Origin of the sequence: Amycolatopsis regifaucium, from assembly GCF_001613935.1 — a bacterium.
Classification (GTDB): Bacteria; Actinomycetota; Actinomycetes; order Mycobacteriales; family Pseudonocardiaceae; genus Amycolatopsis; species Amycolatopsis regifaucium.
Genome location: NZ_LQCI01000018.1, coordinates 133518 through 159662 on the forward strand (window position 1 = coordinate 133518; position 26145 = coordinate 159662).

The 26145-nt window shown below is 68.5% G+C and carries 29 protein-coding genes; 7 read left to right on the plus strand and 22 right to left on the minus strand.

Annotated features, from left to right (window positions below; genetic code table 11):
• Window positions 1–27: 27 nt before the first annotated feature.
• The gene (serB, locus tag AVL48_RS20280; RefSeq protein WP_061982244.1) at window positions 28–1257 is read right to left on the minus strand and encodes a phosphoserine phosphatase SerB; all 1230 of its coding nucleotides are present in this window, start codon (window positions 1255–1257) and stop codon (window positions 28–30) included.
• Between the two features lie 87 nt (window positions 1258–1344).
• The gene (gene ctaD, locus AVL48_RS20285; protein WP_061982245.1) at window positions 1345–3123 is read right to left on the minus strand and encodes an aa3-type cytochrome oxidase subunit I; all 1779 of its coding nucleotides are present in this window, start codon (window positions 3121–3123) and stop codon (window positions 1345–1347) included.
• A 136-nt stretch (window positions 3124–3259) separates the two neighbouring features.
• Between ctaD and AVL48_RS20290 the strand changes: the two genes are divergently transcribed.
• Window positions 3260–4096: a phosphotransferase gene (locus AVL48_RS20290; RefSeq protein WP_061982246.1), complete on the plus strand. Its 837-nt coding sequence runs from the start codon at window positions 3260–3262 to the stop codon at window positions 4094–4096.
• Window positions 4097–4160: 64 nt separating this feature from the next.
• Here the strand turns inward: AVL48_RS20290 and AVL48_RS20295 are convergent, their stop codons facing one another.
• Entirely contained in the window at window positions 4161–5369 is a 1209-nt protein-coding gene (locus AVL48_RS20295; protein ID WP_061982247.1) for a glycosyltransferase, read from the minus strand.
• A 108-nt stretch (window positions 5370–5477) separates the two neighbouring features.
• Window positions 5478–6224, minus strand: coding sequence for an alpha/beta fold hydrolase (locus AVL48_RS20300; RefSeq protein ID WP_061982248.1), 747 nt, complete (start codon window positions 6222–6224; stop codon window positions 5478–5480).
• Window positions 6225–6264: 40 nt separating this feature from the next.
• Here AVL48_RS20300 and AVL48_RS20305 point away from each other — a divergent pair, with 40 nt between their 5' ends.
• Window positions 6265–6765: a GNAT family N-acetyltransferase gene (locus AVL48_RS20305; RefSeq protein ID WP_082857703.1), complete on the plus strand. Its 501-nt coding sequence runs from the start codon at window positions 6265–6267 to the stop codon at window positions 6763–6765.
• Between the two features lie 43 nt (window positions 6766–6808).
• Here AVL48_RS20305 and AVL48_RS20310 read toward each other — a convergent pair whose 3' ends face one another.
• A complete protein-coding gene (locus tag AVL48_RS20310) occupies window positions 6809–7096 on the minus strand; it encodes a hypothetical protein (RefSeq protein ID WP_061982250.1) in 288 nt (95 codons plus the stop codon).
• Window positions 7097–7122: 26 nt separating this feature from the next.
• Window positions 7123–7875, minus strand: a complete 753-nt coding sequence (locus AVL48_RS20315; protein ID WP_143104725.1) for an AraC family transcriptional regulator — start codon at window positions 7873–7875, stop codon at window positions 7123–7125.
• A gap of 51 nt (window positions 7876–7926) precedes the next feature.
• Here AVL48_RS20315 and AVL48_RS20320 point away from each other — a divergent pair, with 51 nt between their 5' ends.
• Window positions 7927–8490 (plus strand): class I SAM-dependent methyltransferase, encoded by a 564-nt coding sequence (locus AVL48_RS20320; RefSeq protein ID WP_082857712.1) that lies wholly within the window; start codon window positions 7927–7929, stop codon window positions 8488–8490.
• 68 nt (window positions 8491–8558) lie between these two features.
• Here the strand turns inward: AVL48_RS20320 and AVL48_RS20325 are convergent, their stop codons facing one another.
• Window positions 8559–9683: an alkaline phosphatase family protein gene (locus tag AVL48_RS20325; protein WP_061982252.1), complete on the minus strand. Its 1125-nt coding sequence runs from the start codon at window positions 9681–9683 to the stop codon at window positions 8559–8561.
• A gap of 49 nt (window positions 9684–9732) precedes the next feature.
• On the opposite strand from AVL48_RS20325, the gene AVL48_RS20330 reads away from it, so the two are divergent.
• Window positions 9733–9948 carry an FmdB family zinc ribbon protein gene (locus tag AVL48_RS20330; RefSeq protein WP_061982253.1) on the plus strand — a complete coding sequence of 72 codons (216 nt, stop codon included), beginning with the start codon at window positions 9733–9735 and terminating at the stop codon, window positions 9946–9948.
• A 97-nt stretch (window positions 9949–10045) separates the two neighbouring features.
• Window positions 10046–11008, plus strand: coding sequence for a mechanosensitive ion channel family protein (locus tag AVL48_RS20335; RefSeq protein WP_061982254.1), 963 nt, complete (start codon window positions 10046–10048; stop codon window positions 11006–11008).
• 34 nt (window positions 11009–11042) lie between these two features.
• Here the strand turns inward: AVL48_RS20335 and AVL48_RS20340 are convergent, their stop codons facing one another.
• Together AVL48_RS20340 and AVL48_RS20345 are read right to left on the minus strand one after the other, a co-directional pair.
• Window positions 11043–11426: a DUF6401 family natural product biosynthesis protein gene (locus AVL48_RS20340; protein ID WP_061982255.1), complete on the minus strand. Its 384-nt coding sequence runs from the start codon at window positions 11424–11426 to the stop codon at window positions 11043–11045.
• A 57-nt stretch (window positions 11427–11483) separates the two neighbouring features.
• Complete coding sequence (locus AVL48_RS20345; RefSeq protein ID WP_061982256.1) at window positions 11484–12602, minus strand: trans-sulfuration enzyme family protein; 1119 nt, start codon at window positions 12600–12602, stop codon at window positions 11484–11486.
• A gap of 58 nt (window positions 12603–12660) precedes the next feature.
• Between AVL48_RS20345 and AVL48_RS20350 the strand changes: the two genes are divergently transcribed.
• The gene (locus AVL48_RS20350) at window positions 12661–13134 is read left to right on the plus strand and encodes an Lrp/AsnC family transcriptional regulator (RefSeq protein WP_061982398.1); all 474 of its coding nucleotides are present in this window, start codon (window positions 12661–12663) and stop codon (window positions 13132–13134) included.
• A gap of 12 nt (window positions 13135–13146) precedes the next feature.
• Here AVL48_RS20350 and AVL48_RS20355 read toward each other — a convergent pair whose 3' ends face one another.
• The 12 genes from AVL48_RS20355 to nucS all read right to left on the minus strand — a co-directional run bounded on the left by AVL48_RS20355 (window position 13147) and on the right by nucS (window position 24712).
• Window positions 13147–13980, minus strand: a complete 834-nt coding sequence (locus tag AVL48_RS20355) for a YwqG family protein (protein WP_061982257.1) — start codon at window positions 13978–13980, stop codon at window positions 13147–13149.
• Between the two features lie 10 nt (window positions 13981–13990).
• Window positions 13991–14356 carry a hypothetical protein gene (locus AVL48_RS20360; protein ID WP_061982399.1) on the minus strand — a complete coding sequence of 122 codons (366 nt, stop codon included), beginning with the start codon at window positions 14354–14356 and terminating at the stop codon, window positions 13991–13993.
• Between the two features lie 26 nt (window positions 14357–14382).
• A complete protein-coding gene (locus tag AVL48_RS20365) occupies window positions 14383–16158 on the minus strand; it encodes a 3-hydroxyacyl-CoA dehydrogenase family protein (protein ID WP_061982258.1) in 1776 nt (591 codons plus the stop codon).
• Window positions 16159–16309: 151 nt separating this feature from the next.
• Window positions 16310–16984 carry a dihydroxyacetone kinase phosphoryl donor subunit DhaM gene (dhaM, locus tag AVL48_RS20370; protein ID WP_061982259.1) on the minus strand — a complete coding sequence of 225 codons (675 nt, stop codon included), beginning with the start codon at window positions 16982–16984 and terminating at the stop codon, window positions 16310–16312.
• The gene (gene dhaL, locus AVL48_RS20375) at window positions 16981–17622 is read right to left on the minus strand and encodes a dihydroxyacetone kinase subunit DhaL (protein WP_061982260.1); all 642 of its coding nucleotides are present in this window, start codon (window positions 17620–17622) and stop codon (window positions 16981–16983) included. Before dhaL ends, dhaM begins: the two co-directional genes overlap by 4 nt.
• A gap of 1 nt (window position 17623) precedes the next feature.
• Window positions 17624–18625 (minus strand): dihydroxyacetone kinase subunit DhaK, encoded by a 1002-nt coding sequence (dhaK, locus tag AVL48_RS20380; protein WP_061982400.1) that lies wholly within the window; start codon window positions 18623–18625, stop codon window positions 17624–17626.
• Between the two features lie 80 nt (window positions 18626–18705).
• Window positions 18706–19704 carry a DUF3558 domain-containing protein gene (locus AVL48_RS20385; RefSeq protein WP_244162482.1) on the minus strand — a complete coding sequence of 333 codons (999 nt, stop codon included), beginning with the start codon at window positions 19702–19704 and terminating at the stop codon, window positions 18706–18708.
• Window positions 19705–19751: 47 nt separating this feature from the next.
• Window positions 19752–20018 carry a hypothetical protein gene (locus tag AVL48_RS20390; protein WP_061982262.1) on the minus strand — a complete coding sequence of 89 codons (267 nt, stop codon included), beginning with the start codon at window positions 20016–20018 and terminating at the stop codon, window positions 19752–19754.
• A 10-nt stretch (window positions 20019–20028) separates the two neighbouring features.
• Window positions 20029–21726: a sodium:solute symporter family protein gene (locus AVL48_RS20395; protein WP_061982401.1), complete on the minus strand. Its 1698-nt coding sequence runs from the start codon at window positions 21724–21726 to the stop codon at window positions 20029–20031.
• Window positions 21727–21941: 215 nt separating this feature from the next.
• Window positions 21942–22718: a hypothetical protein gene (locus AVL48_RS20400; protein WP_061982263.1), complete on the minus strand. Its 777-nt coding sequence runs from the start codon at window positions 22716–22718 to the stop codon at window positions 21942–21944.
• Between the two features lie 44 nt (window positions 22719–22762).
• Entirely contained in the window at window positions 22763–23725 is a 963-nt protein-coding gene (locus AVL48_RS20405; RefSeq protein ID WP_061982402.1) for a patatin-like phospholipase family protein, read from the minus strand.
• A gap of 327 nt (window positions 23726–24052) precedes the next feature.
• Window positions 24053–24712, minus strand: coding sequence for an endonuclease NucS (gene nucS / locus AVL48_RS20410; protein ID WP_044852472.1), 660 nt, complete (start codon window positions 24710–24712; stop codon window positions 24053–24055).
• A gap of 37 nt (window positions 24713–24749) precedes the next feature.
• Between nucS and AVL48_RS20415 the strand changes: the two genes are divergently transcribed.
• Window positions 24750–25289: an NUDIX domain-containing protein gene (locus tag AVL48_RS20415; RefSeq protein WP_061982264.1), complete on the plus strand. Its 540-nt coding sequence runs from the start codon at window positions 24750–24752 to the stop codon at window positions 25287–25289.
• Window positions 25290–25370: 81 nt separating this feature from the next.
• Here AVL48_RS20415 and AVL48_RS20420 read toward each other — a convergent pair whose 3' ends face one another.
• A complete protein-coding gene (locus AVL48_RS20420) occupies window positions 25371–26144 on the minus strand; it encodes an enoyl-CoA hydratase-related protein (RefSeq protein WP_061982265.1) in 774 nt (257 codons plus the stop codon).
• Window position 26145 lies beyond the last annotated feature (1 nt).

Genomic DNA, 26145 nt, shown 5'->3' on the forward strand with positions numbered 1-26145 from the left:
TGTTGAATGATTCGCTCGCAAGCTCGCTCATGGCCTGGAAAGCTCGAGACCGTCGGCCGCGTCGGCCGCTTCGATCTCGGCCCTCGTGACCCCGAGCAGGAACAGCACGGCGTCGAGGTACGGGTGCGAAAGCGCGGTGTCGGCGACCTCGCGCAGCGCGGGCTTCGCGTTGAAGGCGACACCCATCCCGGCGACCGAGAGCATGTCGATGTCGTTCGCCCCGTCACCGACCGCGACGCACTGCTGCAGCGAGATCTCGTACTCCTCGGCGAATCGGCGCAACGCCGTCGCCTTGCCCGCGCGGTCGACGATCTCCCCGACCACCCGGCCGGTGAGCTTGCCGTCGACCACTTCGAGTTCGTTCGCGGCGGCGAAGTCGAGGCCGAGATCGTCGACCAGGGACTGGATGATCTTGGTGAATCCGCCGGAAACGACGCCGCAGCGGAAGCCCATCCGCTTCAGCGTGCGGATGGTCGTGCGCGCGCCGGGGGTGAGCTCGATCGACGCGGCGACCTCGTCGAGGACCGTCTCCGGGAGGCCTTCCAGCAGCGCGACCCGGCGCTCCAGCGACTCGCCGAAGTTCAGCTCACCGCGCATCGCGGCTTCGGTGATTTCGCGGACCTGGGGTTCGACGCCGGCGTGCGCGCCGAGCATCTCGATGACCTCGCCCTGGATGAGCGTGGAATCGACGTCGAAGACGACCAGCCGCTTGGCCCGGCGGGCGAGTCCGGCCCGCTCGACCGAGATGTCGATCCCGGCCTCCACGGCGGCGTCGGCCAGCGCGGTCCGCAAGGCCGCGTCGGCTTCCGGCGTGTCCTGGGCGAGCGAGGCGTACAACTCCAGCCCGGTGACCGGGTAGTCGGCGACGCTGCGGATCGAGTCGATGTTGACGTCCAGCGCGGCGAGGCGGCGCGCGACGTCGGAGAACGCCCGCGCGGTCACCGGACGGCCTAGCATCAGCAGCACATGCGTGGAGTCCTTCTGGCCGCTCGCGAACGGGTCCGCGCCGATGGCCGAGCCGATCTTCACCTCGACCTGCATCCCGACCGAAGCCATCGCCTGCTCGACGTATTCCTGCAGGCCTTCGGGGTCGCGGTACACCCCGGCGAGCACGCCGAGCACCAGCTGACCGCGGATGACCACCTGCTCGACGTCGAGGATGTCGACGTCGTGGCGGGACAGCACCGCGAACAGGACCGAGGACACCCCCGGCTTGTCGGGGCCGGTGGTGGTGATGAGAACTGGTGTCTGCGTCACGGGCTCAGTCTCTCTCAACAGGACATGAAAAAGGCGCGTGCCGTACCTCGATGTGAGGCAGGGCACGCGCCATTTCCGCTTATCGGGTCATCGCTCGCTGGCGTTGTCCTTGGAGTGGTCACCCGGGATGGCCGCCTCGGTGAGCACCTGGGACGGCGCGCGGTGGGTGTTGGCCTTCTGCTGTCCGAAGAAGCCGATCTCACCCTCCTTGTGCATGCGCTCGACCATGTGCGGGTAGTGCAGTTCGAACGCCGGGCGCTCGGAACGGATCCGCGGCAGCTCGGTGAAGTTGTGCCGCGGCGGCGGGCAGGACGTCGCCCATTCGAGCGAGTTGCCGTAGCCCCACGGGTCGTCCACCGTGACGATCTCGCCGTACCGGTAGCTCTTGAAGACGTTCCAGATGAACGGCAGCGTCGAGGCACCGAGGATGTACGCGCCGATCGTGGAGATCGTGTTCAGCGTGGTGAAGCCGTCGGACTGCAGGTAGTCCGCGTACCGCCGCGGCATGCCTTCGGCGCCCAGCCAGTGCTGCACCAGGAACGTGGCGTGGAAGCCGATGAACGTGGTCCAGAAGTGCCACTTGCCGAGCTTCTCGTCCATCATGCGGCCGGTGATCTTCGGGAACCAGAAGTAGATCCCGGCGAAGGTGGCGAACACGATCGTGCCGTAGAGCACGTAGTGGAAGTGCGCGACGACGAAGTAGCTGTCGGACACGTGGAAGTCGATCGCCGGCGCGGCCAGCATGATGCCGGTCAGACCGCCGAAGAGGAACGTGACGATGAAGCCCATCGAGAAGATCATCGGCGTCTCGAAGGACAGCTGGCCCTTCCACATCGTGCCGATCCAGTTGAAGAACTTCACGCCGGTCGGGACCGCGATCAGGAAGGTCATGAAGGAGAAGAAGGGCAGCAGCACGGCGCCGGTCGCGTACATGTGGTGCGCCCACACCGCCACCGACAGCGCGGCGATCGCCAGCGTCGCCCAGACCAGGCCCTTGTAACCGAAGATCGGCTTGCGGCTGAAGACCGGGAAGATCTCCGACACGATCCCGAAGAACGGCAGGGCGACGATATAGACCTCTGGATGGCCGAAGAACCAGAACAGGTGCTGCCAGAGGATCACGCCGCCGTTCGCGGGGTCGAACACATGTGCCCCGAGATGCCGGTCCGCCAGCAGGCCCATCAGGGCCGCGGTCAGGATCGGGAACGCCAGCAGGATCAGGATGCTGGTGACCAGGATGTTCCAGGTGAAGATCGGCATCCGGTACATCGTCATACCGGGGGCGCGCAGGCAGACCACCGTGGTGATCATGTTGACGCCACCGAGGATGGTGCCGAGACCGGACACGACCAGACCGGAGATCCACAGGTCGGCGCCGACGCCGGGCGAGTGGATGGCGTCCGACAGCGGGGTGTAGGCGAACCAGCCGAAGTCGGCGGCGCCACCCGGGGTCAGGAAGCCGGACATCACGATCAGGCCGCCGAAGAGGTACAGCCAGTACGAGAACGCGTTCAGCCGCGGGAAGGCGACGTCGGGCGAACCGATCTGCAGCGGCAGCACGAAGTTCGCGAATCCGAAGAGGATCGGCGTCGCGTACAGCAGCAGCATGATCGTGCCGTGCATCGTGAACAGCTGGTTGTACTGCTCCTGCGAAAGGAACTGCTGCCCGGGACGCGCCAGCTCGGAGCGGATCAGCATCGCCATCGCGCCGCCCACCATGAAGAAGGCGAACGACGTGACCAGATACATGATGCCGATTTGCTTGTGGTCCGTCGTGCGGAACAACCGCAGCAGGTACGAACCCTTGACCGACTCCCGCGCGGGATACGGGCGCGTGGCGATCGGCTTGGGGGCTACGGCCGTCACTCCTGCCTCCAACACTCAAACCTTGTGGTGGTCAATGTTCTGCCGTCGGCCGGGGCTCGAGACCCATTCCGGCGGCTAGTGGGGATCGTAGCCCTCACTACCGACAGTCGCGCGCACCGGCTGGCAAGATCGCGCCGTGGCCGACGAACACACGCGGGCGGGGGTCGCCGCGGCGATCGCGGTGGGTGACCGATTCGGCTTGCCGACCGGCGATCCCGGCGTCCTGCATTTCAAGTCGAACGTGCTGGTGAGACTGGGTCCTGTGGTGGCGAGGGTGCCGGGTACGACCCGCTTCGCACGGCCGGATCCGGCGGAGTGGCTGGCGCGGGACGTCGCACTGTCGAAGCACCTCACGGAACGTGATGTGCTCGTCGTCTCACCGACCACGGATCCCCCGGCCGGACCGCATTTCGCGAACGGCCTTCCGGTCACCCTCTGGCACTACACGCACCATGAGCCGGGAGACACCCTGTCGCCACGGGAGGTGGCGACGTCGCTCGCCCGGGTGCACGCCGCGCTCGCCGACTATCCCGGCGGGCTGCCCGAACTCGGGCCGGTCCATGACCTCCGGGTCTTGCTCGACCGGCATGGTCCCTCGATGGGCGACGCGGCGCCCCGGCTGCGCAAAGAACTCGAACGGGTCGCGGCGGTCCTTCCGGCGGACGAGCCCCGGCCGCTGCACGGTGACGCCCATCGGGGGAACGTGATCGCGACAGCGGCCGGACCGTGCTGGCTCGACTTCGAGGACACCTGGCGCGGACCGCTCGGCTGGGACCTCGCCGTCCTCTACGCGGACCTCGGCGCTTCGGCTCTCTCCGCGTACCCGGCCGACGTCGCGCCTTCGTCGCTTGAGCCCTTCCTCGCGTTGCGCCGGTTGTTCGAGGTTCCCTGGCGGTTCGTGATCGCCCAGCGCTTCCCCGAGCGGCGCGGGGAGGCCGAGGCGGCTCTGGAGCGCTACCTCCAGCGCATCTAGTCCTCTGGATGCGGTAGTTCGCGCTACCAACCACCGCGTTTAGAGGACTAAATGCGGGAGGGGGCTAGACGGCCGCCATCAGTGAGCGCGCCGCGACGTCGGCCCCGTCGACCCGCACCTCACCACCGACCTGGCGCGCTCGCTCGGCCACCTCCGGCCGCAGCACCTCGGAGAGCGCGAGGGTCAGCGACTCCGCGCTCGGCTCCCCGGTGATCGAAGTCCCGATCCCGAGGTCGCGGACGCGCTGCGCGAAATAGGGCTGGTCGAACATCCGCGGAACGAGCACCTGCGGCACCCCCGCCCTGGTGGCCGCCGTGGTCGTGCCGGCACCGCCGTGCTGCACGACCGCCGCGACCCTTGGGAAGAGCGCCTGCTGATTGACCTCTCCGATGGCGAGGCAGTCGGGTTCGTCGTCGATCAGCGACAGCCCGGTCCAGCCGCGGAACACGATCACCCGCCGTCCGTGCGCCCTCGCCGCGCCGATCATCGCCTTCGCGATCTCTTCCGGCGCGCGGATGCTCCCGAATCCGAAGTAGACCGGCGGTTCCCCGGCGTCGAGGAACGCCTCCAGTTCCGGGGACAACGGACGGTGGTCCGGCAGGATCCAGGCACCGGTCTGGTGCACGTCCAGCGCCGACGGTCCCCGCCACGGAGCCAGCACCGAATCGGCGGCCAGCCACGGCTCCTCGGTGAAGACATGCCCGCGGACGTCGTCGACCGGCGGCAGGCCGAGCACTTTCCGCCGCGCGTCGAGCACCCCGCCCCATTGCTCGTTCCACCGCTCCGCGTCGTCGGCCCACAAGACGGGATTGGCGGCGTCGGGATTCTTCGGTGCCCATCCCGGGAAAGCGGGCGGACGATGGTGCAGCGAAGGCAGCGTTATCGGGCAATAAGCGGTGAAGAAATAAGGAATCCCTTTCCATTCGGCCACCGAATGGGCGGCGATGTTCAAGGCCATTCCCCCGACGACGACGTCACAACCCTCGGCCGCCTCCGGCATGGTCTCGAACTGGTTCACGACCATGGCCTCGGCCATCGCGCGCCGTCCCTCGGGCGAAGCCATCGCCTTGGTCATCGCGGAATCCGGTTTCGCGGTCGACCGCAGCTCAGGTCCGAGCGGCACGAACGAGATCCCGAGTCTTTCGGCCCATTCACGGAAATCCGGCGGCGCGCAGAGCCGGACGTCCTGGCCGAGTTCCCGCAACCGCGTCGCCAACGCCACCAGCGGTTGCACCTCGCCCCTTGTCCCGATCGTGGACAGGAGTACGCGCATGGGAATCCCCCTTCGGCAAAAACGTGAAGGCCGAATTGTGCACCGGGAATGGGGACTTGCCGCAAGTCCCCCTGTCCGCTATACCTTTGAAGGGGCGAGGGAAACGCTTTATGCGGGGTACCAGCCCAAGATCGCTTCGACGACTCCGGCCGGATCCTCCAGCGGCGTCAGATGTCCGGCCTCCGGCAAGACCACCAGTGTCGCGTCCGGCAGCGTCTCCACCAGGGTGTTCGCCGCGTCCGGCGGGGTCAGGCCGTCCTCTTCGCCGACCACGACCAGCGCCGGCACGTCCGCCCATCGCAGGGTTTCCACCGAATCGGGCCGCGCCGCCATCGCGCGCGCCGCCCACGCGATCCCGGACGGCGGCTGCGTGGCGATCAGTGCACGAAGCCGTTCCGCGACTTCCGGACGGTCCGCGCGGGTCTTCTCGGCGAGCAGGCCCGGCGTGACGGTTTCGGCGAGCCGGCCGGCACCTTCCGCCTCGACCCGGGCCGCGAGGTCGTGCCGGGCCTGCGCGGCCTCGGGTGTGTCGGCCGTCGCCTTCGTGTCGATGAACACGAGCCCGCCCACGCGTTCCGGAGCGGCACGCAGCACCGCCATCGTCAGATAGCCGCCCATCGAACAGCCACCGAGCACGACCTTGTCGAGTTCGAGCCGATCGAGCAGCGCCACGACGTCGCGGGCGGCGTCGTCCAGGCTCGGTTCCCGGTCGGTTTCCGGCAACGGGCTGCGGCCGAGGCCGCGCTGGTCGGGGGTGATCAGCCGGAGGCGCTCCGAGAGCGGCGCGCGCACCGCGTCCCACATGCGGGCGTCGACCGGGAAGGCGTGCAGCAGTACCAGCGGGAGATCCGTCATGGCGATAATTCTGTCGCACCCCGGCGCTACCGTCGGAGGTGTGCTGACAGAGATCAAAACGGAAAGGCTGCTGTTGCGGCGGCTGCGCGAGGCGGACCGCGAGAACATCGTCGCGCTGCAGGCCGATCCGGAGACGAACAAGTTCAACGTCGTACCGCACACCGTCGAGGGCGCGCGGGAACTGTACGACGCCTGGATGAAGCAATGGGACGAGCACGGGTTCGGCTATCTCGCGGTGTCCGCTTTGGACGATCCGGAGGTGATCGTCGGCTTCGGCGGCGTCCGCTATCACGAATGGAACGGCGAGCGCGTGCTGAACCTCGCGTACCGCTTCTGGCCGTTCGCCTGGGGCAAGGGCTACGCGACGGAGATGGCGGCCGCCGTCGTCGAATGGGCGGAACGGGAGATCCCGGAGGTCCCGGTGATCGCCAACATCATGGTCGCCAACGAACCGTCGATCCGGGTCGCCGAGCGGCTCGGGTTCAAGATCCACACGGAGGAGGAATTCGAGGGAGCGCCGTCACTGCACCTACGACGCTGAGCGCTGTCGGCGAACCCGCGTCCGCTCCGCCGGTAGGCGCTGATCACCAGCGGCCGGGGCGGCGCCGGGCCCGCGCGTCCCAACAGGGCTTGTGCCAATGGCGGCGGTCGGCGACCCCGCCGGTGTCGTCGGCCGGCCAGACGACCAGATGCGGGGTCCCCGGCCGGATCTCGTGGTCGCAGCCGGGACAGCGGTAGTCCTTGGTGGCTTGCGCGCCGGGCACGGTGCGGACGAGCCATTCGCCGTCCTTGGCCGACTCGGAGCGCGCCCAGCCGGTCGACGCGCCGAGGTCTGGGCGTCCACCGCGATCGGGCCGGTTACGTCGAGGCACGCCGAAACGGTATCCGGAACCCTGGCTCAGCCGCCGAAGTAGGCGCCCGGCGTCACACCGACAGCCCGCCGGAAGGCGACGACGAACGCGCTCGGCGAGGAGTAGCCGATCCGGCGGGAGACCGCGGTCAGCGGCATGCCCTCGGCCAGCAGCGGCAGTGAAGCGCGCAGCCTGGCCTGCACCCGCCACGCGCCGAACGTCGTCCGGCACTCGGTGAGGAACAGCCGCGCGAGCGTCCGTTCACTCGCGCCCGCGTCACGGGCGAGCTCCGTCAGGCCGCGCCGGTCGGCCGGATCGGCGATCACCGCCCGGGCGACGGTCAGCGCGCGCTCGTCGGACGGCATCGGCACGCTGATCGGCACGACGCCGACCGCTTCGAGCAGGTCGAAAGCGACGGCTTCGGCCCGGCGGCGCGCGTCGTCGCCGAGGTCGGCCGAGCCGAGATGTTCCAGCAGTTCCCGCAGCAACGGCCGGACGGCGACGAGGGTCGGCGACGGCCAGTGCACCGGGCACCGCTCCGGCGCGGCGTAGATTCCCCGCAGCACCGTGCGAGCGGTGGCGCCCGTGCGGTGCCGGACCCCTGCCGGGATCCACAACGCCCTGGTCGGCGGCAGCACCCAATACTGCTCGCCGACGTTCACGCTCAGGATTCCCCGCGCCGCCCAGGCGAGCTGGTGGCCGTCGTGCTCGTGCCACGGGAACCAGGTGCCGGCGGGCAGATCCATCTCGCCGAGCACCATCGCCGTCGACATCGGGGGCAGGAGTCCGATTTTCGACATCGGTTGGCAGCCTATCGCCTATCGGTCACGGCTAGCTTCGGATTCATGCCGATGAACCTGGTGCACCGCAAACTCTGCAGTTCCGCGTGGTGGGCGAAAGCCGTCGCCGCTGAGATGCCGGGCAACGTCGCCGGTTTCGACCTCGGCGACTCGGTACTCGAGATCGGCCCCGGTTACGGCGCCACCACCCGGGCGCTCGCCCGGCTCGTCCCCCGGCTCACCGCCATCGAGATCGACGAGACGTCGGCGGAGCTCCTCAATCGGGAGTTCGACGGCCGCGTGCGGATCGTCCAGGGAGACGGCGCCGCGATGCCCTTCGAGGACGGCGAGTTCTCGGCTGTCGTGTGCTTCACGATGCTGCATCACGTGCCGACGACCGCGTCGCAAGACGCGATCTTCGCCGAAGCGTTCCGCGTCCTTCGCCCCGGCGGTGTCCTGCGCGCGATCGACAGCCTGACGAACGCGCCGTTCCGCCTCCTCCACCTCGGCGACACCCTGAACGCGCTGGACCCGGTTTCCGTCTGGCCCCGGCTCACCGGCGCCGGGTTCACCGACATCCAGGTCGATCACGTCCCGAAGCGAAGCGTGAAGTTCTCCGCGCGCAAGCCCACGTGACGCGTTTCGTCCTCTAAACGCGGTAGTTGCCCGCGCAAGGAACGCGTTCAGAGGACGAAACGCGGGGGTCAGCCGCGCGCGAGGACCAGAGGGACGAGCTGTTCGGCCGGGGTCAGGGAGCCGTGCTGTCCGACCAAAGAGGACTCGACGGCCTCGGCCAGTTCCCGCACGAGGCCGAAGCGTCCCTTCGACGCGGCGACGACGTCGCCGATCCGCGGCCGGACACGCTCGGAAACCGGCCCGAACCAGCCAGCCTCGACCGCCTCGTCGCGCGAAAGGACCCATGCCCGGTCGTCGATCACCTCGCGCCAGGCCGCGAGCACGTCGCCCTCGGCACCCGGCTCGCTGTAGACGTGCCGCGCCCGGACCTCGCCCCCGATCGCCCGCACGCCACCGAGCAGCGCGGGCGTGTCGTCGATGTCGAGCGCACCCTCGACGGTCACCATGCCGTGATCGGCCACGACCGCGAGGAGCGCACCGGACGGCAACCCGTCCACGATCGACTCGACCAGCCTGTCGACGTGCCGCAGCTGCATCCGCCATGGCGAAGAACCCGGCCCGTAGACATGGCCGAGCATGTCGAGTTCGCTGTGATAGCCCCAGCAGAACGCCGGCCGCGTCTGGAGGCACTGCAGGATGCAGGCGGCCAGGTCGCCGAGCGCGTGGACGCCGACGTACCGGGCGCCGGACTGGGTCGCGCGGGTGAGCGCGGTGTCGGCGAACTTCGCCGAGGAGACCACGCTGGTGGTGATGCCCGCGGCCGCCGCGCGCTCGAACGTCGTCGGCAGGGGCTGTACCTCGCGCGGTGGCAGCTTCCCCCGGAGGTCACCGCCGTCCTCGTGGCTGGTCCAGCGCAAGGCGTTCAGCACGCCCGCGCCCGGAACCTCGAAGCTGTAGCCGATCAGCCCGTGCTCCCCCGAGGCCAGCCCCGTGCCGATCGCGCCGAGCCCGGCCGCGGTCGTCGACGGGAAGCCGACCCGCAGCGGTGACTTCGCCAGCTGCGTGAGCACGGGCGCGTCGGCGGCGTGCTCGGCGAGCAGTTCCCAGCCGAGACCGTCGATGAGCAGGACACACGCGCTGGACGCCTCGGCGAGGCTCAGCGAGTCGGCGAACTCGGCGGCGCCGAGGGCGGAAAGGACGGACGGGACGACTTGGCCGAGATGCGGCACTTGCGCCGCGACAGGCAGCTCCACCCGGACAGCTTGCCATCCCGGATGGCGAACGGAGATGGATAATGCGGGTATGCCGACTTACGCCTACCGCTGCCGCGAATGCGCCGGGACCTTCGAACTGCTGCGGCCGATGAGCGAGTCCGGCGCGCCCGCGCCGTGCCCGGAGGGCCACGAGGACACCGTCAAACTGCTGACGACCGTCGCGCTGACCGGATCGGCGGCCGGTCCGGCCGCTGTTCCCGCAGGTGGGGGCGGTGGCTGCTGCGGAGGCGGCTGCTGCGGCTGACCCACCCGATCGGGTGGGTGCACGTGTGACGAAGTAGTCATCGGGTACCCCCCTTCCACCAGTCTGGAGCCTCCAGTGGTGGAAGGGAGCAAGTCCAGTGGCCACATCAGCACTGGCGGCCGTCGATTTCGGTCAAGGCGTGTCCAGCGCCTGGAGTTCGGTCGCCACCTTCGTCCCCAAACTGCTCGCGTTCCTGGTCATCCTGTTCATCGGCTGGCTGATCGCCAAGGCGCTCGCCAAAGCCGTGAGCATGGTGCTCGAAAAGGTCGGGTTCAACCGCCTCATCGACCGAGGCGGCTTCAAACAGATGATGGCGCGAAGCCAGTTCGACGCGTCGAACATCATCAGCAAGATCGTCTACTACGCCATCCTGCTGATCGCCCTGCAGTTCGCGTTCGGCGTGTTCGGCCCGAACCCGGTGAGCTCGCTGCTCAACGAGATCGTCGCCTGGCTGCCGCGCGCCATCGTCGCGATCATCATCGTGGTGATCGCCGGTGCGATCGCCAAGGCGGTCAAGGACCTGGTCGGCAACGCGCTGAGCGGCGTTTCCTACGGCAAGGTGCTCGCCACCATCGCCTCGGTGTTCATCTGGGGCCTCGGCGCGATCGCCGCGCTGAACCAGATCGGGGTGGCCACCGCGGTCACGCTGCCGGTGCTGATCACCGTGCTCGCCACGATCGGCGGGATCGCCGTCGTCGGTGTCGGCGGTGGTCTGATCAAGCCGATGCAGCAGCGCTGGGAGACGTGGCTCGGCCGGGCCGAGGCGGAGATCCCCGCCGCGAAGGCGCAGGCCGAGGCCTACCAGCGAGGGCGGGAAGACGCCCGCCGTTCGGGTGACGTCCCGACCGAGCAGACCACCGTCCACCAGCCGGTGTCGGCCGGGCACCACGCCGCCGATCCGACCAGGACGCAGCAGGCCGGTGGCGGAACGCAGACCGGTGGCGGTGCGCCCACTCCGCATCAGCAGTTCCCGACGAGCCAGGGCCAGGTGCCTCCGCACCAGGATCCCGGCCAGCGGCCGCCCGGTGGGTCAATGCCCCCTCCGCCGGAGTACCGCTGACCTGAATCGGGAACGGATAGGGTGTCCGGCCGCCCTATCCGTTCCCCGTCGGCCGCGGTCGCCGGTCGTCCATCGTGGCGGCCAGCGAACACACGCCGACCAGGCGAGCGGTCAGCCAGTCGCTGGTGTTCCAGGCCGTCAGATCGGCCGGAGCGCGAAACGTCCAGCCTTTGGTCCTGGCCTCGTCGAGCAGGCCTCGCGTGTACCCCGCGAGAAGCACCACCCCGGCGACAGCCGCCGAACTTTCGACTCCCGCCGCGAGGATGTCCCGCACCGCGGCGGAGTGCTGATCGAAGACGGCCGACAGCCCGGGAAGGGCCGCCGCAGCGGCTAGTCCGGCGACGCCGATCTGCTCGTGGAGCCGCGAAAGCGTGCTACGAGCCGAAGATTCCACCCAGGACGAAACCAGATCTTTCACCCGACCAGGTTAGCCACGCGGGGCGATTTGTCGACATCCTCGTGACCACGATCTCGCTCAGCAAGCCTTGAGCGCCTGGTCGAGGTCGTGCCACAGATCCTCGACGTCCTCCAGTCCCACCGACATCCGGATGAGCCGGTCGGTGACGCCCGCACCGCGCCGGTCGTCCTCGGCGACGATCCGGTGGCTGATCGACGCGGGATGCTGGATGAGCGAGTCCACACTGCCGAGGCTGACGGCCGGGGTGATCAGCCGGACCGCGCCGATGAGCGCGTGCGGGTCGCCGTCGACCTCGAACGCGATCAGCGGACCGCCGAGACTCGGATAGTGCACCGCGCCGACGTTGGCGTGCCCGCGCAGCCGCTCGACGAGTTCGGCGGCCGTCGCGGACGCGGCGTTGACCCGCAGCGGAAGGGTCGAGAGGCCGCGAAGCAGCATGTATCCGGCCAGCGGGTGCAGCACGCCGCCGGTGGCGAAGCGGATCTGCCGCAGCATCCCGGCGTCTTCGGCGCCGCACGCGATCACGCCACCCATGACGTCGCCGTGGCCACCGAGGAATTTGGTCGCGCTGTGCAGGACGAACCGGGCGCCGTGCCGTCCCGGGCGCTGGAGCACGGGTGTCGCGAAGGTGTTGTCGACCAGGACCGGAACCTCGCCCGCGGCCCGCACGATCTCCGCGATGTCGACCTCGCGCAGGGTCGGGTTCGCGGGTGTTTCGAGCAACACCAGACCGGTGTCGGGGCGCAGCGCCGAGGCGACCTCTTCCGGATCGGCCCAGGTCACCTCGGTGCCGAGCAGACCGGACGTGAGCATGTGGTCGGTGCAGCCGTAAACCGGGCGGACGGCGACGATGTGCCGCTTGCCCCGCGCGACGGCCACGAGCAGCGAAGCCGACACCGCGGCCATGCCGGTGGCGAACGCGACGGCGTCGTCGAAACCTTCGAGTTCGGCCAGCGCCTTCTCGAATCGTTCAACGGTCGGGTTGCTCAGCCGTCCGTAGACCGGCAGGCCCGACAGTGCGCCCGTGGAGGCGAATTCGTCGATGCGGCTTGCCTCTTCGACGCTGTCGCGCGACGGGTAGGTCGTGGACAGGTCGAGCGGGGCGGCGTGGACGCCGAGGTCCGTGAGATCGTCACGGCCGGCGTGGACGGCTCGGGTGCGCAGCGTTGCGGTCATCTCCAGATGGTGCGATTTTCTCCGGATCGGAAGCAACATCCTCGGATATCATTCGCTGATGTCGGATTCTGTCGAACTGAGTACGGTGGACCTGCGGATTCTGCGGCTGCTGCAGAACGACGCCCGGATCTCGAACAAGGATCTGGCCGCCGCGGTCGGCATCGCGCCCTCGACCTGCCTCGACCGGGTCAACCGGCTTCGCGAGACCGGCGTGATCATCGGCCAGCGCGCGGAGGTGGACGCCGCCAAACTCGGCCGCCCGCTGGAGGCGCTCCTGTTCGTCCAGGTCCGCCCGCACCGGCGGGCGCTGGTGGACTCGTTCGTCGAGCATCTGCTCGCCCTGCCCGAGGTCCGCGCCGTCTACCACCTGACCGGACCGGACGATTTCCTCGCGCACGTCGCCACCGCTTCCGCGACCGAACTGCAGCGGCTCGTGCTCGACGAGCTGACCGCCCGCGACGAGGTCGCCCGGGTGCACACGAATCTGGTCTTCCAGCACTGGAGCGGGGGACCTTTGCTCCCGCCCGGCTGAGCCGGCCACCGGTCAGTCGATGCGGACCTTGAACGGATGCGTGACGTCGGCCGGGCAGGTGAAGACGTTCAGCACCCCCTGCGCCCCGAAGGACCAGCCGGCCGGTCCGTCTTCGGTGACCTCGCAGCCGCAGCCGACCTCGTGCTCCTCCGTGGCCAGTGCGATCGTCTGCCGCAGGTCCGCGCCGCATTCACGGCAGCCCAGGTCAGCGCGATCGTTGGCGGCCCAGGCCGTCCAGCCGCCGATCTTCGAGTACTGCCCCAGCTCCGGCCAGCCGTCCGGATCGTCGCCCGCGCCTTCGGGGATGCCGAGCGCGGCACGGGTCTCGGCCGGGAAGTCGCAGAGCCGCGGCAGCTCGTCGATCGAGCACGGCTCGAACACACACGGCCGCGGCAGGAATCCGGCCTCGGCGCCTTCGGGGGCCGGTGGCGGATCCGCGATGTCCCCCACCTCGCCGGAATCGCGCCACACCAGCCGGACCGCGGGCCCCTGGTGATGCGGGCTGTCGTGCTCCAGCGGGCAGAACAGGATCTGCAGGACGTCGGCGCCCTCCGGGAAGTGCAGCTCCGGGAAGTCGTCGCGGAAGAGCTGCGCCGCGCTGACCATCACCGGGACCGAACCGTCGAGCGGATGCCCGCTTTTCCAGGCGTCGTCGGACGCGTCCGGATCGGGCGGCCAGGTCACCGGGCACTCCGGCCACGGTTCGTCCGACGGCCAGTGCAACGGGCCGCCGAGATGGCTCTCGTCCGGGCGGGGTTCGCCCGGCGCGGGGTGCAGGCGGATCGCGGTCCGGACCAGATCGTTGAGGCCGGGGATGGGCACCCCGTCGTAAGTCAGCTGACGCACCCCGGGGAGCTTAGAGGTCCGGCAGCGGATCTTCAGGTTTTGCCGCGTCCCGCCTGATCTCCGCGTCGGCGGCGCGTACGACCGAGACGTACTCGTCGTCGATCTCATAGTCGACTCCATTGAACTTGAACCACGGGCCGGTCGACGTCTCGACCGGCCCGATCCGCTGGTTGCGCGGCGTCGCCGAGACGACGCTTTTCGGCGACTTCCGGCTCAGATATCCGGTCGTCATGATCGTGATCGACTTGCGGGTCACCGCGAAGAACACGCTGGGATTGGTACTGCCGACGATGTCGGCGGGGAACACGTACTGGAGCTCGTCGTCCGGATCGAGGAATTCCCTGATCCGCTTCCTGACCCCCGAGGAAACCGGCATACCGCTCAAGTTACCGCCGGTCACCACTACCTGACCGAGTAGTCCTTGAAGCCCTTCCCCGTCTTCCGGCCGAGCCGCCCCGCCGTCACGAGGTGCTCCAGCAGCGGCGCGGGCGCGAAGCCCTCTTCCCGGAACTCGTTGAACAGCGTCCGCTGGATCGCCAGCGAGACGTCCAGCCCGACGACGTCGAGCAGTTCGAACGGGCCCATCGGCAGTCCGCAGCCCACCTTCATCGCGGTGTCGATGTCGTCGGCCTCGGCGTAGTGGGCCTCGAGCATCTTCACCGCGTCGTTGAGATACGGGAACAGCAGCGCGTTGACGATGAACCCGGCCCGGTCGCCGCAGTGCACGGGGTGCTTGCCCACCGCCGCGCAAACGGCGTCCACGGTCGCGACGACGTCCGGCGCGGTGGCGATCGTCGAGACGACCTCGACGAGTTTCATCACCGGAGCCGGATTGAAGAAGTGCACGCCGACCACGTCCGACGGCCGCGAGGTGGCGGCCGCGCATTCGATCACCGGCAACGACGAGGTGGTCGTCGCCAACACCGCGCCCGGCTTCACGACGTCGTCGAGCGCGGCGAAGACGGCCTGCTTGACGGCCAGATCCTCGGCCACGGCCTCGACGACGAGGTCGACGTCGGCCAATTCGTCGAAGTCCACGGCGGGCGAGATGCGGCCGAGCGCGGCGGCGGCGTCCTCTTCGGACAGTTTGCCCTTGACGACCGCCTTGTCCAGAGACTTCTTCACCCGCGCGACCGACACCGCGGCCTTCTCGGCGCTTCGCGCCCGCAGGATCACCTCGTAACCGCGTTTCGCGAACACCTCGACGATCCCGGTCGCCATGGTCCCGGTTCCGACGACGCCGACCTTGCGCACCTCTCGTGGCACTACAGTGTCCACTGTGGACGCCGCGACCACGTCGGTCACCGTCGGCGAATCGGGTTCGTCATAGGTGTAGAAACCCTGCCCCGTCTTCCGGCCGAGCAGCCCCGCGGTGATCATCTGCTTCAGCAGCGGCGCCGGCGCGTGGAGCCGGTTGCGCGACTGGTGGTACATCGTGTCGAGGATCTCGTACGCGGTATCCAACCCGATGAGATCGAGCAAAGCCAAGGGCCCCATGGGATATCCGCAACCGAACCGCATCGCCGCGTCGAGATCCTCACGCGTGGCGTAGCGCTGCTCGTACATCCGCACGGCGTGGTTGAGATACCCGAAGAGCAGGGCGTTCGCGATGAACCCGGCGCGGTCGCCGATCACCACCGGTGTCTTGCCGAGCCGTTCGGCGAACGCGACGACGTCGGTGACGACGTCGGGCTCGGTGACCACGGTGCGGACGATCTCGACCAGTTTGAGGATCGGCGCCGGGTTGAAGAAGTGCATCCCGACGACCTTGCCCGGCCGCGCGGTGTGCACCCCGATCTCGGTGATCGACAGCGAGGAGGTGTTGGACACGAAAATCGTGTCCGGGCCGGTGATCTTGTCCAGCGCCGCGAACACGTCGGTTTTGGCTTCGAGGTTCTCCGGGATCGCCTCGATCACCAAGTCCACATCGGACAGTTCGGACAGCGACGTCGTGTACCGGATCCGGTCCAGCAGCGCGCCCCGGCCCTCGGCGTCGAGCTTGCCGCCGGACACCGCCCGTTCGGTCGAATGCTCCAGATGACCCCGGCCCCGGTTCACCCCGTCGTCGTCGATCTCCACCGCGACCACGGACACCCCGCTTCGCGCGAGCACCTCGGCGATCCCGGCACCCATGGTGCCGAGACCGATGACTCCCACACTCGAGATTTCCCGCGCCACAACCGGCCTCCGGAGGTTACTCGCTGGTAGTTTTTCCGATCGTGTCATGCCGGGGCGCGGAAAGCAGCGGCTGTCACCCTCCTGATCGAGTAAGTGTCACTCGCGGACGAGATCCGGCGGAGGCTTTCCCCCACCGCACGAGACCCTCAGCTCACTCGCCGAAGTTCTGGTCGACGAGGTCTTTGACCTTGGCGAGCGCTTCTTCGGCCTGCGCTCCCCGCGCGCGGACCTCGATCCGGTCGCCCTGACGTGCGCCGAGGGCCATCAACGCGAGCACACTGTTGGCGTCCGCGGTCTCCTCGCCGAGCCGCACGGTGACCTCGGCGTCCAGCCCCGCGATGCTCCGGACCAGTACCGCGGCGGGCCGCGCGTGCAGCCCGACGTCGTTCCGCAGCGTGAGTTCGACACTGCGCTCGCCGTCCTGCGCCCCGCTGTCGAACGCCAGATCCGGCGGGGCTCCGGCCGACGCGGCGGCTTCGGCGACGGCCTTGCGGTCCGCGCCGCCCTGGGCCGCGACGGCGGCCGCGATCGCGCCCTCGACGAGCGGCGCGTCCACGACGACCGCCGCCGAGGGGTCGGCGAGCGATTCGACCGCCAGTTCCGCGGTCATCTGCGCACTGCCGAGGTCGTAGAGCAGGACGACGCCCGCACCCGAGTCGGCGCGCTGCGTCGCCGCGACGACCTCGTCGTAATCCGTCCCGATCCCGCCTTCGGCCAGCCCGCCCGCCGCCGTGATGGTGACGTCCGGCGCCATCTGCGCGGCGAGTTCCGCGAGCCCTTCGGCGAGTTTGGCGCTGTGGGAGACCAGCACGATTCCGACGCTCACTTGGCGGCCTCCGCGAAGGCACGCAGCAGCAGCGCCGTCGAGCGGGCGCCGGGATCCATATGCCCCTTCGCGCGCTCGCCGAGGTAGGACGCGCGTCCCTTACGCGGCACGAGGTCCACAGTGGACTCCGCGCCCTTGTCGGCGGCGTCGGCCGCCGCGGTCAGGATCGTCGCGATCTCCGCATCCCCGGCCTCCTCGGCGGCGGACACGGCGGGAATCAGCGCGTCGACCATGGTCGCGTCGCCCCCGACGGCCTTGCCACGCGCCTGCACTCCTTCGAGCGCCGCGCGCAGCGCCTCGACGAGCAGCCGGCCGTCCACTTCGGCCGCGTCACCCAGCTTGGCCGACGCGCGCAGAAAAGCCGTGCCGTACAGCGGGCCCGCGGCCCCACCGACCTTCGAGATCAACGTCGTGGCGGCGAGTTTCGCGACCGCGGCCGGGGTTTCGGGTGTCGCGGTGTCCAAAGCGGACACGATCGCGGTGAACCCCCGGTCCATGTTCTCGCCGTGGTCGGCGTCACCGATGGCACGGTCGAGGTCGATCAGCTCGACACGATGCTCGGCGATCACCGCGGCCGCCGCCCGCAAGGCGGCGGCGAGCGTCTCGGCGGTGCAGGTCTCACCTTGTGCACCCCTCATCTCAGACTCCCCACCTCAGTGCCGGGGTGTTCACCGGCGCGTCCCACAACTCGGTCAGCTCGTCGTCCAGTTTCAGCAAAGTCAGGCTCATCCCCTGCATCTCGAGACTGGTGATGTACGGCCCCACCAGGCGCCGTTCGACCACGATCCCACGCTCGGCCAGCAGCCGCTCGGCGATGCCGTGCGCCAGATACAGCTCGACCAGCGGCGTGCCACCCATCGAGTTCGTGAACAGCAGGACCTTGTCGCCCTCGGCGAACGGCAGATCCGTCACCACCGCTTCGACCATGCGCGCGACGAGTTCGTCGGCCGTCACCACGGCCGTCCGCTCGATACCGGGTTCGCCGTGGATCCCGATGCCGAACTCGATCTCGTCTTCGGCGAGGTCGAAACTCGGCTCGGCCGCGTGCGGCACGGTCGGCGCGGTGAGCGCGGCACCGATCGAGCGGACCTGGCCGATCACCTTGCGCGCCAAGGCCTCCACCGCGTCGAGCGAGTCGCCGCGTTCGGCGGCGGCGCCGGTGATCTTCTCCAGCAGCACCGTGCCGCCGACACCGCGGCGGCCGGCGGTGTAGGTCGAGTCCTTGACCGCGACGTCGTCGTCGATGACCACGCTGCGCACGTCCAGCCCCTCGGCGGCGGCGAGTTCCGCGGCGGTCTCGAAGTTGAGCACGTCCCCGGTGTAGTTCTTCACGATCAGCAGGGCGCCCGCGTCCCCGGTGGTGGCCTTGACCGCGGCCTCGACCGCGTCCGGCGTCGGCGAGGTGAACACCGCGCCGGGCACGGCGGCCGTCAGCATGCCGTGCCCGACGAAGCCGCCGTGCAGGGGTTCGTGCCCGGAACCGCCGCCCGAGATCACCGCGACCCTGCCCGCCACGGGTGCGTCCACCCGCACCACGATCGCGGGATCGTCCTCCACGCGCAGGACGTCCGCGTGCGCCGCGGCGAGTCCGCGCAAGGATTCCGCGACCACCGTCTTCGGGTCGTTGATGATCTTCTTCAAGGTGGCCTCCGACACGTCGGCGGGTGAGGTGTCCCCTTCCTACCGCCCGCGGCCGGATGCCGCCAGGGTCAGGCCCCCGGCTAGGGCTTCGGCAGCTTGGAAAGCACCGATTTGGCGACCTTGGCGGCCTTCTCGCAGGAGGCCGCTTCGTCCTTCTTCTCGTCGTAGTTCTTGTAGATCACGCCGACGATCTCGACATCTTCGTCGACCCACGCCTTGTGCTGCCACTCGATCTTGCACTCGGCGCTGCTGCCGCTGCCGACCTTCTGGTAGACGGCGACGCCGTCGATCTCGACCTTCTTGGTCCCGTCGCGCTCCTCGGGCGGCAGGCCGGTGCGGAAACCGATGGAGATCCGCGGGTTGGAGCCCGGGGTCCAGTCGCAGCTGTGGAAGCTGGTCAGCATGGTGGCGCCATGCGGCACGACTTCACCGAGCACGGCGGGGTCGGCGGCGGTGCACGGATCGACGGCCGTCAACGTGCCCGGGCTGGAGGGATACTTCGCGGGCGACGAGTGCAGGCTCTTCACGGCCTTCGCGGCCACGGCGCGAGCGGCCGCGCACGGGTCGCCGCCGTCGTAGGTGACCGAGATGCCGACCCCGCGCTCCGGCTTGCGCAGCGTCATGATGCCGACGTCGCAGCTCTTGCCGTCCTTGCTCTTCCGCTCCACCTGCGGAAGGCCCTCGACCGTCGTCACCGTCACGCCTTGGCTGGAGACATAGGTCGACGCGCCGATCTCGACGCCGACCGAGAGCTGCTTGCCACCGGCGTCGGTCACCCTCGTCCGGCACGAGCCGAACGAGGTCGACGACGGCCGCGGGTCCTCCGGCGTGCCGAGGCTGCTCAAGGCCTCCTTGCCCACCAGCGGGCACGGGTCGATCGTGCGCATCACGGCGGGGGTGACCGCCGGATCGTTGATGTCCCCGCTCGGCACGTCACCGCCGGAACCGGCTTCGACGGCGACGGTGGTACGGGCGAAGTTGGACTTGCCGAGGTTCTGTCCGCAGGCAGGCAGCGCGCCGAGCACGGCGACCAGGGCCAGCGCGGACGCGATCCGGCGACGTCGAGCGTTGAGCAGCACGACGTGCACGGTAGCCGGACCGCCTCGCCGCTGTCCGGACAACCCGGCTATTCGCCGACCTCGCCGGTTTCCGGGGTGGACGGCACCACGATGGGCCGCAGCTTCGCCCACAGCATGAACAGGGCCGCGGCCACCAGCATGCCGATGCCCGCCCACAGGTTGATGTTGACGTCGGCGGCCTTGGCCAACTCCTCGGCGGTGGTGAACCAAATGCCCATGATCGTGAGCACCAGGCCGTAGCCGCCGATGAGCAGGGCGATGATCAGCCGGATGTCGAAGACGCCGGCCTTCTTGGGAGCTTGGGAAGCAGCCATCTCCGGCCTCCTAGAAGATGATGTTGAGCGCGATGGTCAGGATCAGCACGATGCCGGCGAGCAGGCCCGGCTTGCGGTACCAGCCCGCGTCGTCGCCGGTTTCGTCGTGCTTCAGCGACTCCTTCGGCGTGAGGGAGTAGACGAGGCCGACCAGCTGGGCTTCCGGCTTCGGCGTGGTCGCGAGCGAGACACCGACGCTGACCGCGATGTCGACGACGAACGCCGTACCGGCCGCCACGAAGCTGATGCCCTGCCCGGTGAGCCCGAGGACCCCGGCCTGCGACAGCAGCCACACGGTGATCGCGGACGCGGTACCGGACACCAGGCCGACCCAGCCCGCCGTCGGCGTCATCCGCTTCCAGAACATGCCGAGGATGAAGGTGGCGAACAGCGGCGCGTTGAAGAAGGAGAACAGGTCCTGCAGATAGGTCAGGATGTTCCCGGAATTCGACGCGATGAACGCGGTGCCGATCGCGAGCACGGTGCCGATCGCGGTGACCATGCGGCCGAGGCGGAGGTAATAGCCGTCCGACTCGTTCTTCTTCACGTACGACTGCCAGATGTCGTAGGTGAACACGGTGTTGAAGGAACTCAGGTTCGCGGCCATACCGGCCATGAAGGACGCGAGCAGACCGGCGAGCGCGACCCCGAGCATGCCGTTGGGCAGCAGGTCGCGCATCAGCAGCAGGATCGCGTTGTTCGCGGTGACCCCGCTGGGCGCGTCGCCGCCTTCGAGCAGGACCTGCTTGTCCTGGACGTACTCGGACACGGTGACCGCGGCGATCATGCCGGGGATGATCACGATGAACGGCACCAGCATCTTCGGGAACGCGCCGATGATCGGCGTCCGCCGCGCGGCCGACATGCTCTTCGACGCCATGGCGCGCTGGACCTCGACGAAGTTCGTCGTCCAGTAGCCGAAGGACAGCACGAAACCGAGGCCGAACACGAGACCGAGGATTGAAAGGAAGCTGTTGCCGAAGCCGGTGAGGTTGTCACCGGGCCACGAGTGGAGCTGCGCCTCGCCGCCGGGGCTCGCGGTGACCTTGTCGACCAGGCCCTGCCAGCCGCCGACCTTCACCAGGCCGACGATGGTCAGCGGCAGCAGCGCCGCGACGATCACGAAGAACTGCAGGACCTCGTTGTAGATCGCGGCGGACAGGCCGCCGAGCGCGGTGTAGGAGAGCACGACCGCGGCCGCGACGATGATCGACACCCACAGCGGCCAGCCGAGCAGGAGATTCACCACGCTCGCGAGCAGGAACAGGTTCGCGCCCGCGATGAGGATCTGCGCGCTCGCGAAGCTGATGCCGTTGACCAGGTGCGCGGGTTTGCCGAACCGGCGGAGCATGAACTCGGGGACACTACGGACCTTCGAGCCGTAATAGAACGGCATCATCACGATGCCGAGGAACAGCATCGCCGGGATCGCGCCGATCCAGAAGTAATGGACGGTCGGCAGGCCGTAGAGCACGCCGTTGGCCGACATGCCCATGATCTCGACCGCACCGAGGTTCGCCGAGATGAAGGCGAGGCCGGTGACCCAAGCGGGCAGTGAGCGGCCGGAGAGGAAGAAGTCCAGGCTGCTCGAAACCGACCTTCGCGCCATGTACCCGATGCCGAGTACCAGTGCGAAATAGAAGGCGAGCAGGACGTAGTCGATAGGACTTGCGTCCAGCCGCAGGTTCGCATCGGCCAGCACGTGCAACCGACCCACCTCCATAGTGAAAATGTCCACGAGAAACGCCGGTAACGCGTCAATCGCGGACCATACTGCATGGATTCAGCAACGGCAGCGCGGGTGGGCGAGGTCGGGCCGGAAGTGTCCGAACGGGCAGCTTTTTGACAATTCCTGTCCTGCGGAGCAAGAAAGGGCCGCTCCGGCTTCCGCCTGGAACGGCCCTTCCCGCGACCGGTGGGGGTTTACCGGTCCGTCGGCAGGCCGACTTCGCCGTCCTCCTTGATCAACCGGGCGAGGACGTCGTCCGGCAGGTACGTGCGGTGCGGGTAGCTCGAGCCCCACGAGTTGAGGAACGGGACCGCGCCGAGTTCGTCGGCGCGCGGGTTGCCCAGTACCTCGTGCACCTCGTCGACGGTCTTCGCCCAGCGGAAGGCCTGGATGCCGTTCTTCACGTCGGGCGTGTAGGCGGCCCGCTTGACGTGGTCGTCGTCGGCGTAGGTCTCCGACCACGGGACATGACCCAGTTCGAGAAGGACCTCGGCGGCGGCGCGGCACGAGGTGCCGTTGTTGTCACCGGGGTTGGTCTCGTCCCATTCGTCGCGCATCTTCGCCTGATCCCACAGCCAGCGCGCGGCGTAGAGCTCGTTGTTGAACATCGTCATGCAGCGCGACCAGCCGAAGCCGACGCAGGCACCCTCTCTGCCCTGGTCGTAGAAGGCGTACTGGGTCTCGCCGTCGGTCGATTCGCCGGGTTCGAGGCAGACGCAGTGCCCGCCGCGGATCCGGGTGAGCGATTTCGCGCCGCCCTTCGCGACGAAGAACTCGCCGGACTTCTCGTCCTTTTCCGGGACGTCGAATTCCTTGTACCAGTTGACACCGATGACGACCGGTGACCGGGTGGGCCGGTCCTCGGTGGCCAGCGCGGTCAGCGGATAGCGCTCGACGTGACGCCAGTCGTCCGGGATGAACCGGCCGAGGCGATCATCCGCCGGTTCGCTGCCGATCGGGCGATAACGCATGGGATCCTCCTATCCCTCATCCCACCGGAATGGCGCCGGCGAGTTCATTGCGGCACGATCTTTTCCAGAAACCGCCGCGCGGCCTCCCGCCCGCTTTCGAAGAGGCGCTTCTTCTCCTCTTCGCCGAGCCCGAAGTCGACGGCGGAAACACCGGTCGTATCGACGTACACCGTCCGCCGGTTCACACCTTCCTCGTGCAAGCGGTAACGATTCCAGTCCGACATCAGGGTTTCGAGTGAACTGATGGCGATCCGCAACGCACTCTTCACCGGTTTGTCCCGGCCGCCGACCGGTTCCCCGGAAAGCTTCACGCCCCAGGTCGGCCAGCGCGCGGGCTTCGAGTCGGTCCGGTCGAAGACGGTGATCGGGAAGTTCGACAGCAGGCCGCCGTCGACCCAGGTGACCGCGCCCCCGGGGCGGACGTCGAAGTGCACCGGCCGGAAGTAGAACGGAATGGACATCGAGGCGCGGACGGCGTCGACGATCTTTTCCGCGCCGGGATCGCGGCCGTACTGAGAATAATCCCAAGGCAACCGCACGAGCACGCGGCGGGTCAGGTCGCTGACGTGGACGACGAGGGAATACCGTTGGTACGAAAGCAAAGTACCTTCGGGATCGTCGATGGCGAGATCGCCGAAAGTGCGCACGCCGGCGTCGTCCAGCAACGGCGTGAGCCATTCGGCGAGATAGTCACCGGTGTGCATCCCCTCGTGCAGGACCAGATCGACGCCGTCGTCGATCGGGCCGGTGACCTTGTCGAGCAGGGACTGATCCTGGAAGCGGCGGCAGTCCATGTCGTTCATCACCGCTTCGAGTTCGCCGAGATCCTTCCCGGCTTTCTGATAAGCGGCGACCAGGGTCGCGACGATCGCGCCCGCGCTCGTCCCGGCGATCCGGGGGAACGAGTAGCCGGCTTCGTGCAACTCGAGCACCGCGCCCAGCAACCCGATGCCTTTGACGCCGCCGCCTTCCAGCACCAGATCGACGCGCTTGCCGGAATCAGCCATGTCCATCACCCCTGCACCCGCGACCACCGAGTTTTCGGCGGTTCCCCTCGCGGAAATCGAGTGTGACACAGCGCGAGACCGAGGATTCCGGGGTTCACCCGAATGACTCAGAAATAGCTGGTTCTTTTGCGAGCCGATTCGAGTTCGTTAATTTCCCGCGCCGTTTCGGGCATTCCGAGGCACCGGAAAGAATGCAGATACCGATTCAAGGACTCGATTGGATATCGGCCTTTCAACGCTCCGCACGCCACGCATTTAGTCCTCTGGATGCGGTACTTGCGCGCGCAACTACCGCATCCAGAGGACTAAATGCGACGGTCGGGGGCGTCAGAAGAGGCGGAACTCGTCCGACTCGATACCGCGCAGCGCGTCGTAGTCCAGCGTGAGGCACCGGATCCCCCGGTCCTCGGCCAGCACTCGCGCCTGGGGCTTGATGATCTGCGCCGCGAAGACGCCCTGCACCGGCGCCAGCAGCGGGTCGCGGTTGAGCAGTTCGAGGTACCGCGTCAGCTGCTCGACACCGTCGATCTCTCCGCGTCGCTTGATCTCCACGGCGACGCTGGCGCCGTCGGCGTCACGCGCCATGATGTCGACCGGCCCGATCGCGGTCGGGAACTCCCGCCGGACCAGCGTGTAGCCCTCACCGAGGGTCTTGATGTGCTCGGCGAGCAGTTCCTGCAGGTGCGCCTCGACGCCGTCCTTCTGCAGCCCCGGCTCCGCGCCGAGTTCCTGGGCGTGGTCGTGGAAGATCTCGTCGATCGTGATGACGAGCTTCTCCCCCTGCTTGTTCTCGACGATCCACAGCTTGCCGTCCTCGATCAGCCAGCACGGCGGGCTCATCCAGTTCAGCGGCTTGTAGGCACGGTCGTCCGAGTGCACGGACACCGACCCGTCGGCCTTCACGAGCAGCAGCCGCGTGGCCATCGGCAGATGGGCGGTCAGACGGCCGGCGTAGTCGACCTGGCAACGAGCGATCACTAGGCGCACCCCGCGAGGGTAGGACAAGCGTCGCCATACTGGTCGCATGGACCCCATTCAGCGTGTCAGCTCGCGTGAGGTGTACCGGAACAACTGGATGACCGTGCGCGAAGACGCCATCAGGCGGCCCGATGGTTCCGAGGGGATCTACGCCGTCGTCGACAAACCCACCTGCGCCGTGGTGATCCCGTTCGACGGCGCCCGATTTCACCTGGTCGAGCAGTTCCGCTACCCGCTGGGCCGGCGGCGCTGGGAGTTCCCCATGGGCACCGCACCCGACCGCGCCGACGTCCCGGCGCCCGAACTCGCCGCTCGCGAACTGCGCGAGGAGACCGGCCTGATCGCCGGGTCGATGGTCGATCTCGGCCACACCGACCTCGCGTCCGGGATATCGAGCCAGCGCGGTCGCGTGTTCCTCGCCACGGACCTCACGCAAGGTGAAGCCCAGCGCGAGATCGAGGAGCAGGACATGCGTACGGCGTGGTTCGATCGCGACGAGTTCGAAAAGATGATCGCTTCGGGTGACATCACCGACGCGCAGACGCTGGCCGCTTACACGCTCCTGCTGCTGCGCGAACGCTCCTGATGCCGCTCACGCGCGTGAGATGAAGGACGCTTTCATTGCGAAATTTGCTATGAAAGCGTCCTTCATCTCACTTGAGGGGCCTCAATCCGGCCAGACCGGGGAGCGCTTCTCCAGGAACGCCGCCATGCCCTCACGCGCACCGGGCAGCTGCGACGCCGACGCCATCACTTCCAGCGCCAGCGCGTAGGCGTCCGCCTCGGGCCGGTCCAACTGTGCGTAGAGCGTCTGCTTCCCCATCGCCTTGCTCGCCCGGCTGCCCCGCGTCGCACGCTCCAACAGCGAAGCGACGGCTTCGTCCAGCGAGTCGTCCGGGACGACGCGGTTCACCAGGCCCCAGTCCAGCGCGGTCGCCGCGTCGACGACGTCGCCGGTGAGCGCCAGTTCCATCAGCCGTTTCCGCCCGATCGAGCGAGCCACCGGTACCGCGGGGGTGTGGCAGAACCAGCCGCCCTTGCCACCCGGCAGGGCGAACCCGGCGGATTCGGCGGCGACGGCTAGGTCGCACGAGGCCACCAGCTGGCAGCCGGCGGCGGTCGCGAGGCCGTGCACCCGCGCGACGACGACCTGCGGCACCGACTGCATCGTCCCCATCAGGTCCGTGCACAGCCGCAGCAGCTCGCGCACGGCCGTCAGGTCGCGCGCGGCGACGTCGCCGAAGTCGTGTCCCGCGGAGAACACCGGCCCGGCGCCGGCCAGGACGATGCCGGTGGCGTCGGTCTGCCCGGTCTCGCGGAACGCCGCGAGCAGTTCGGCGAGGTGGTCCGCCGACAGCGAGTTTCGCCGCGCGGCGCGGTTCATGGTGACGGTGACGGTGTCGCCGTCCCGCTTCACGAGGATGTGCTCGTACTCGGCCATG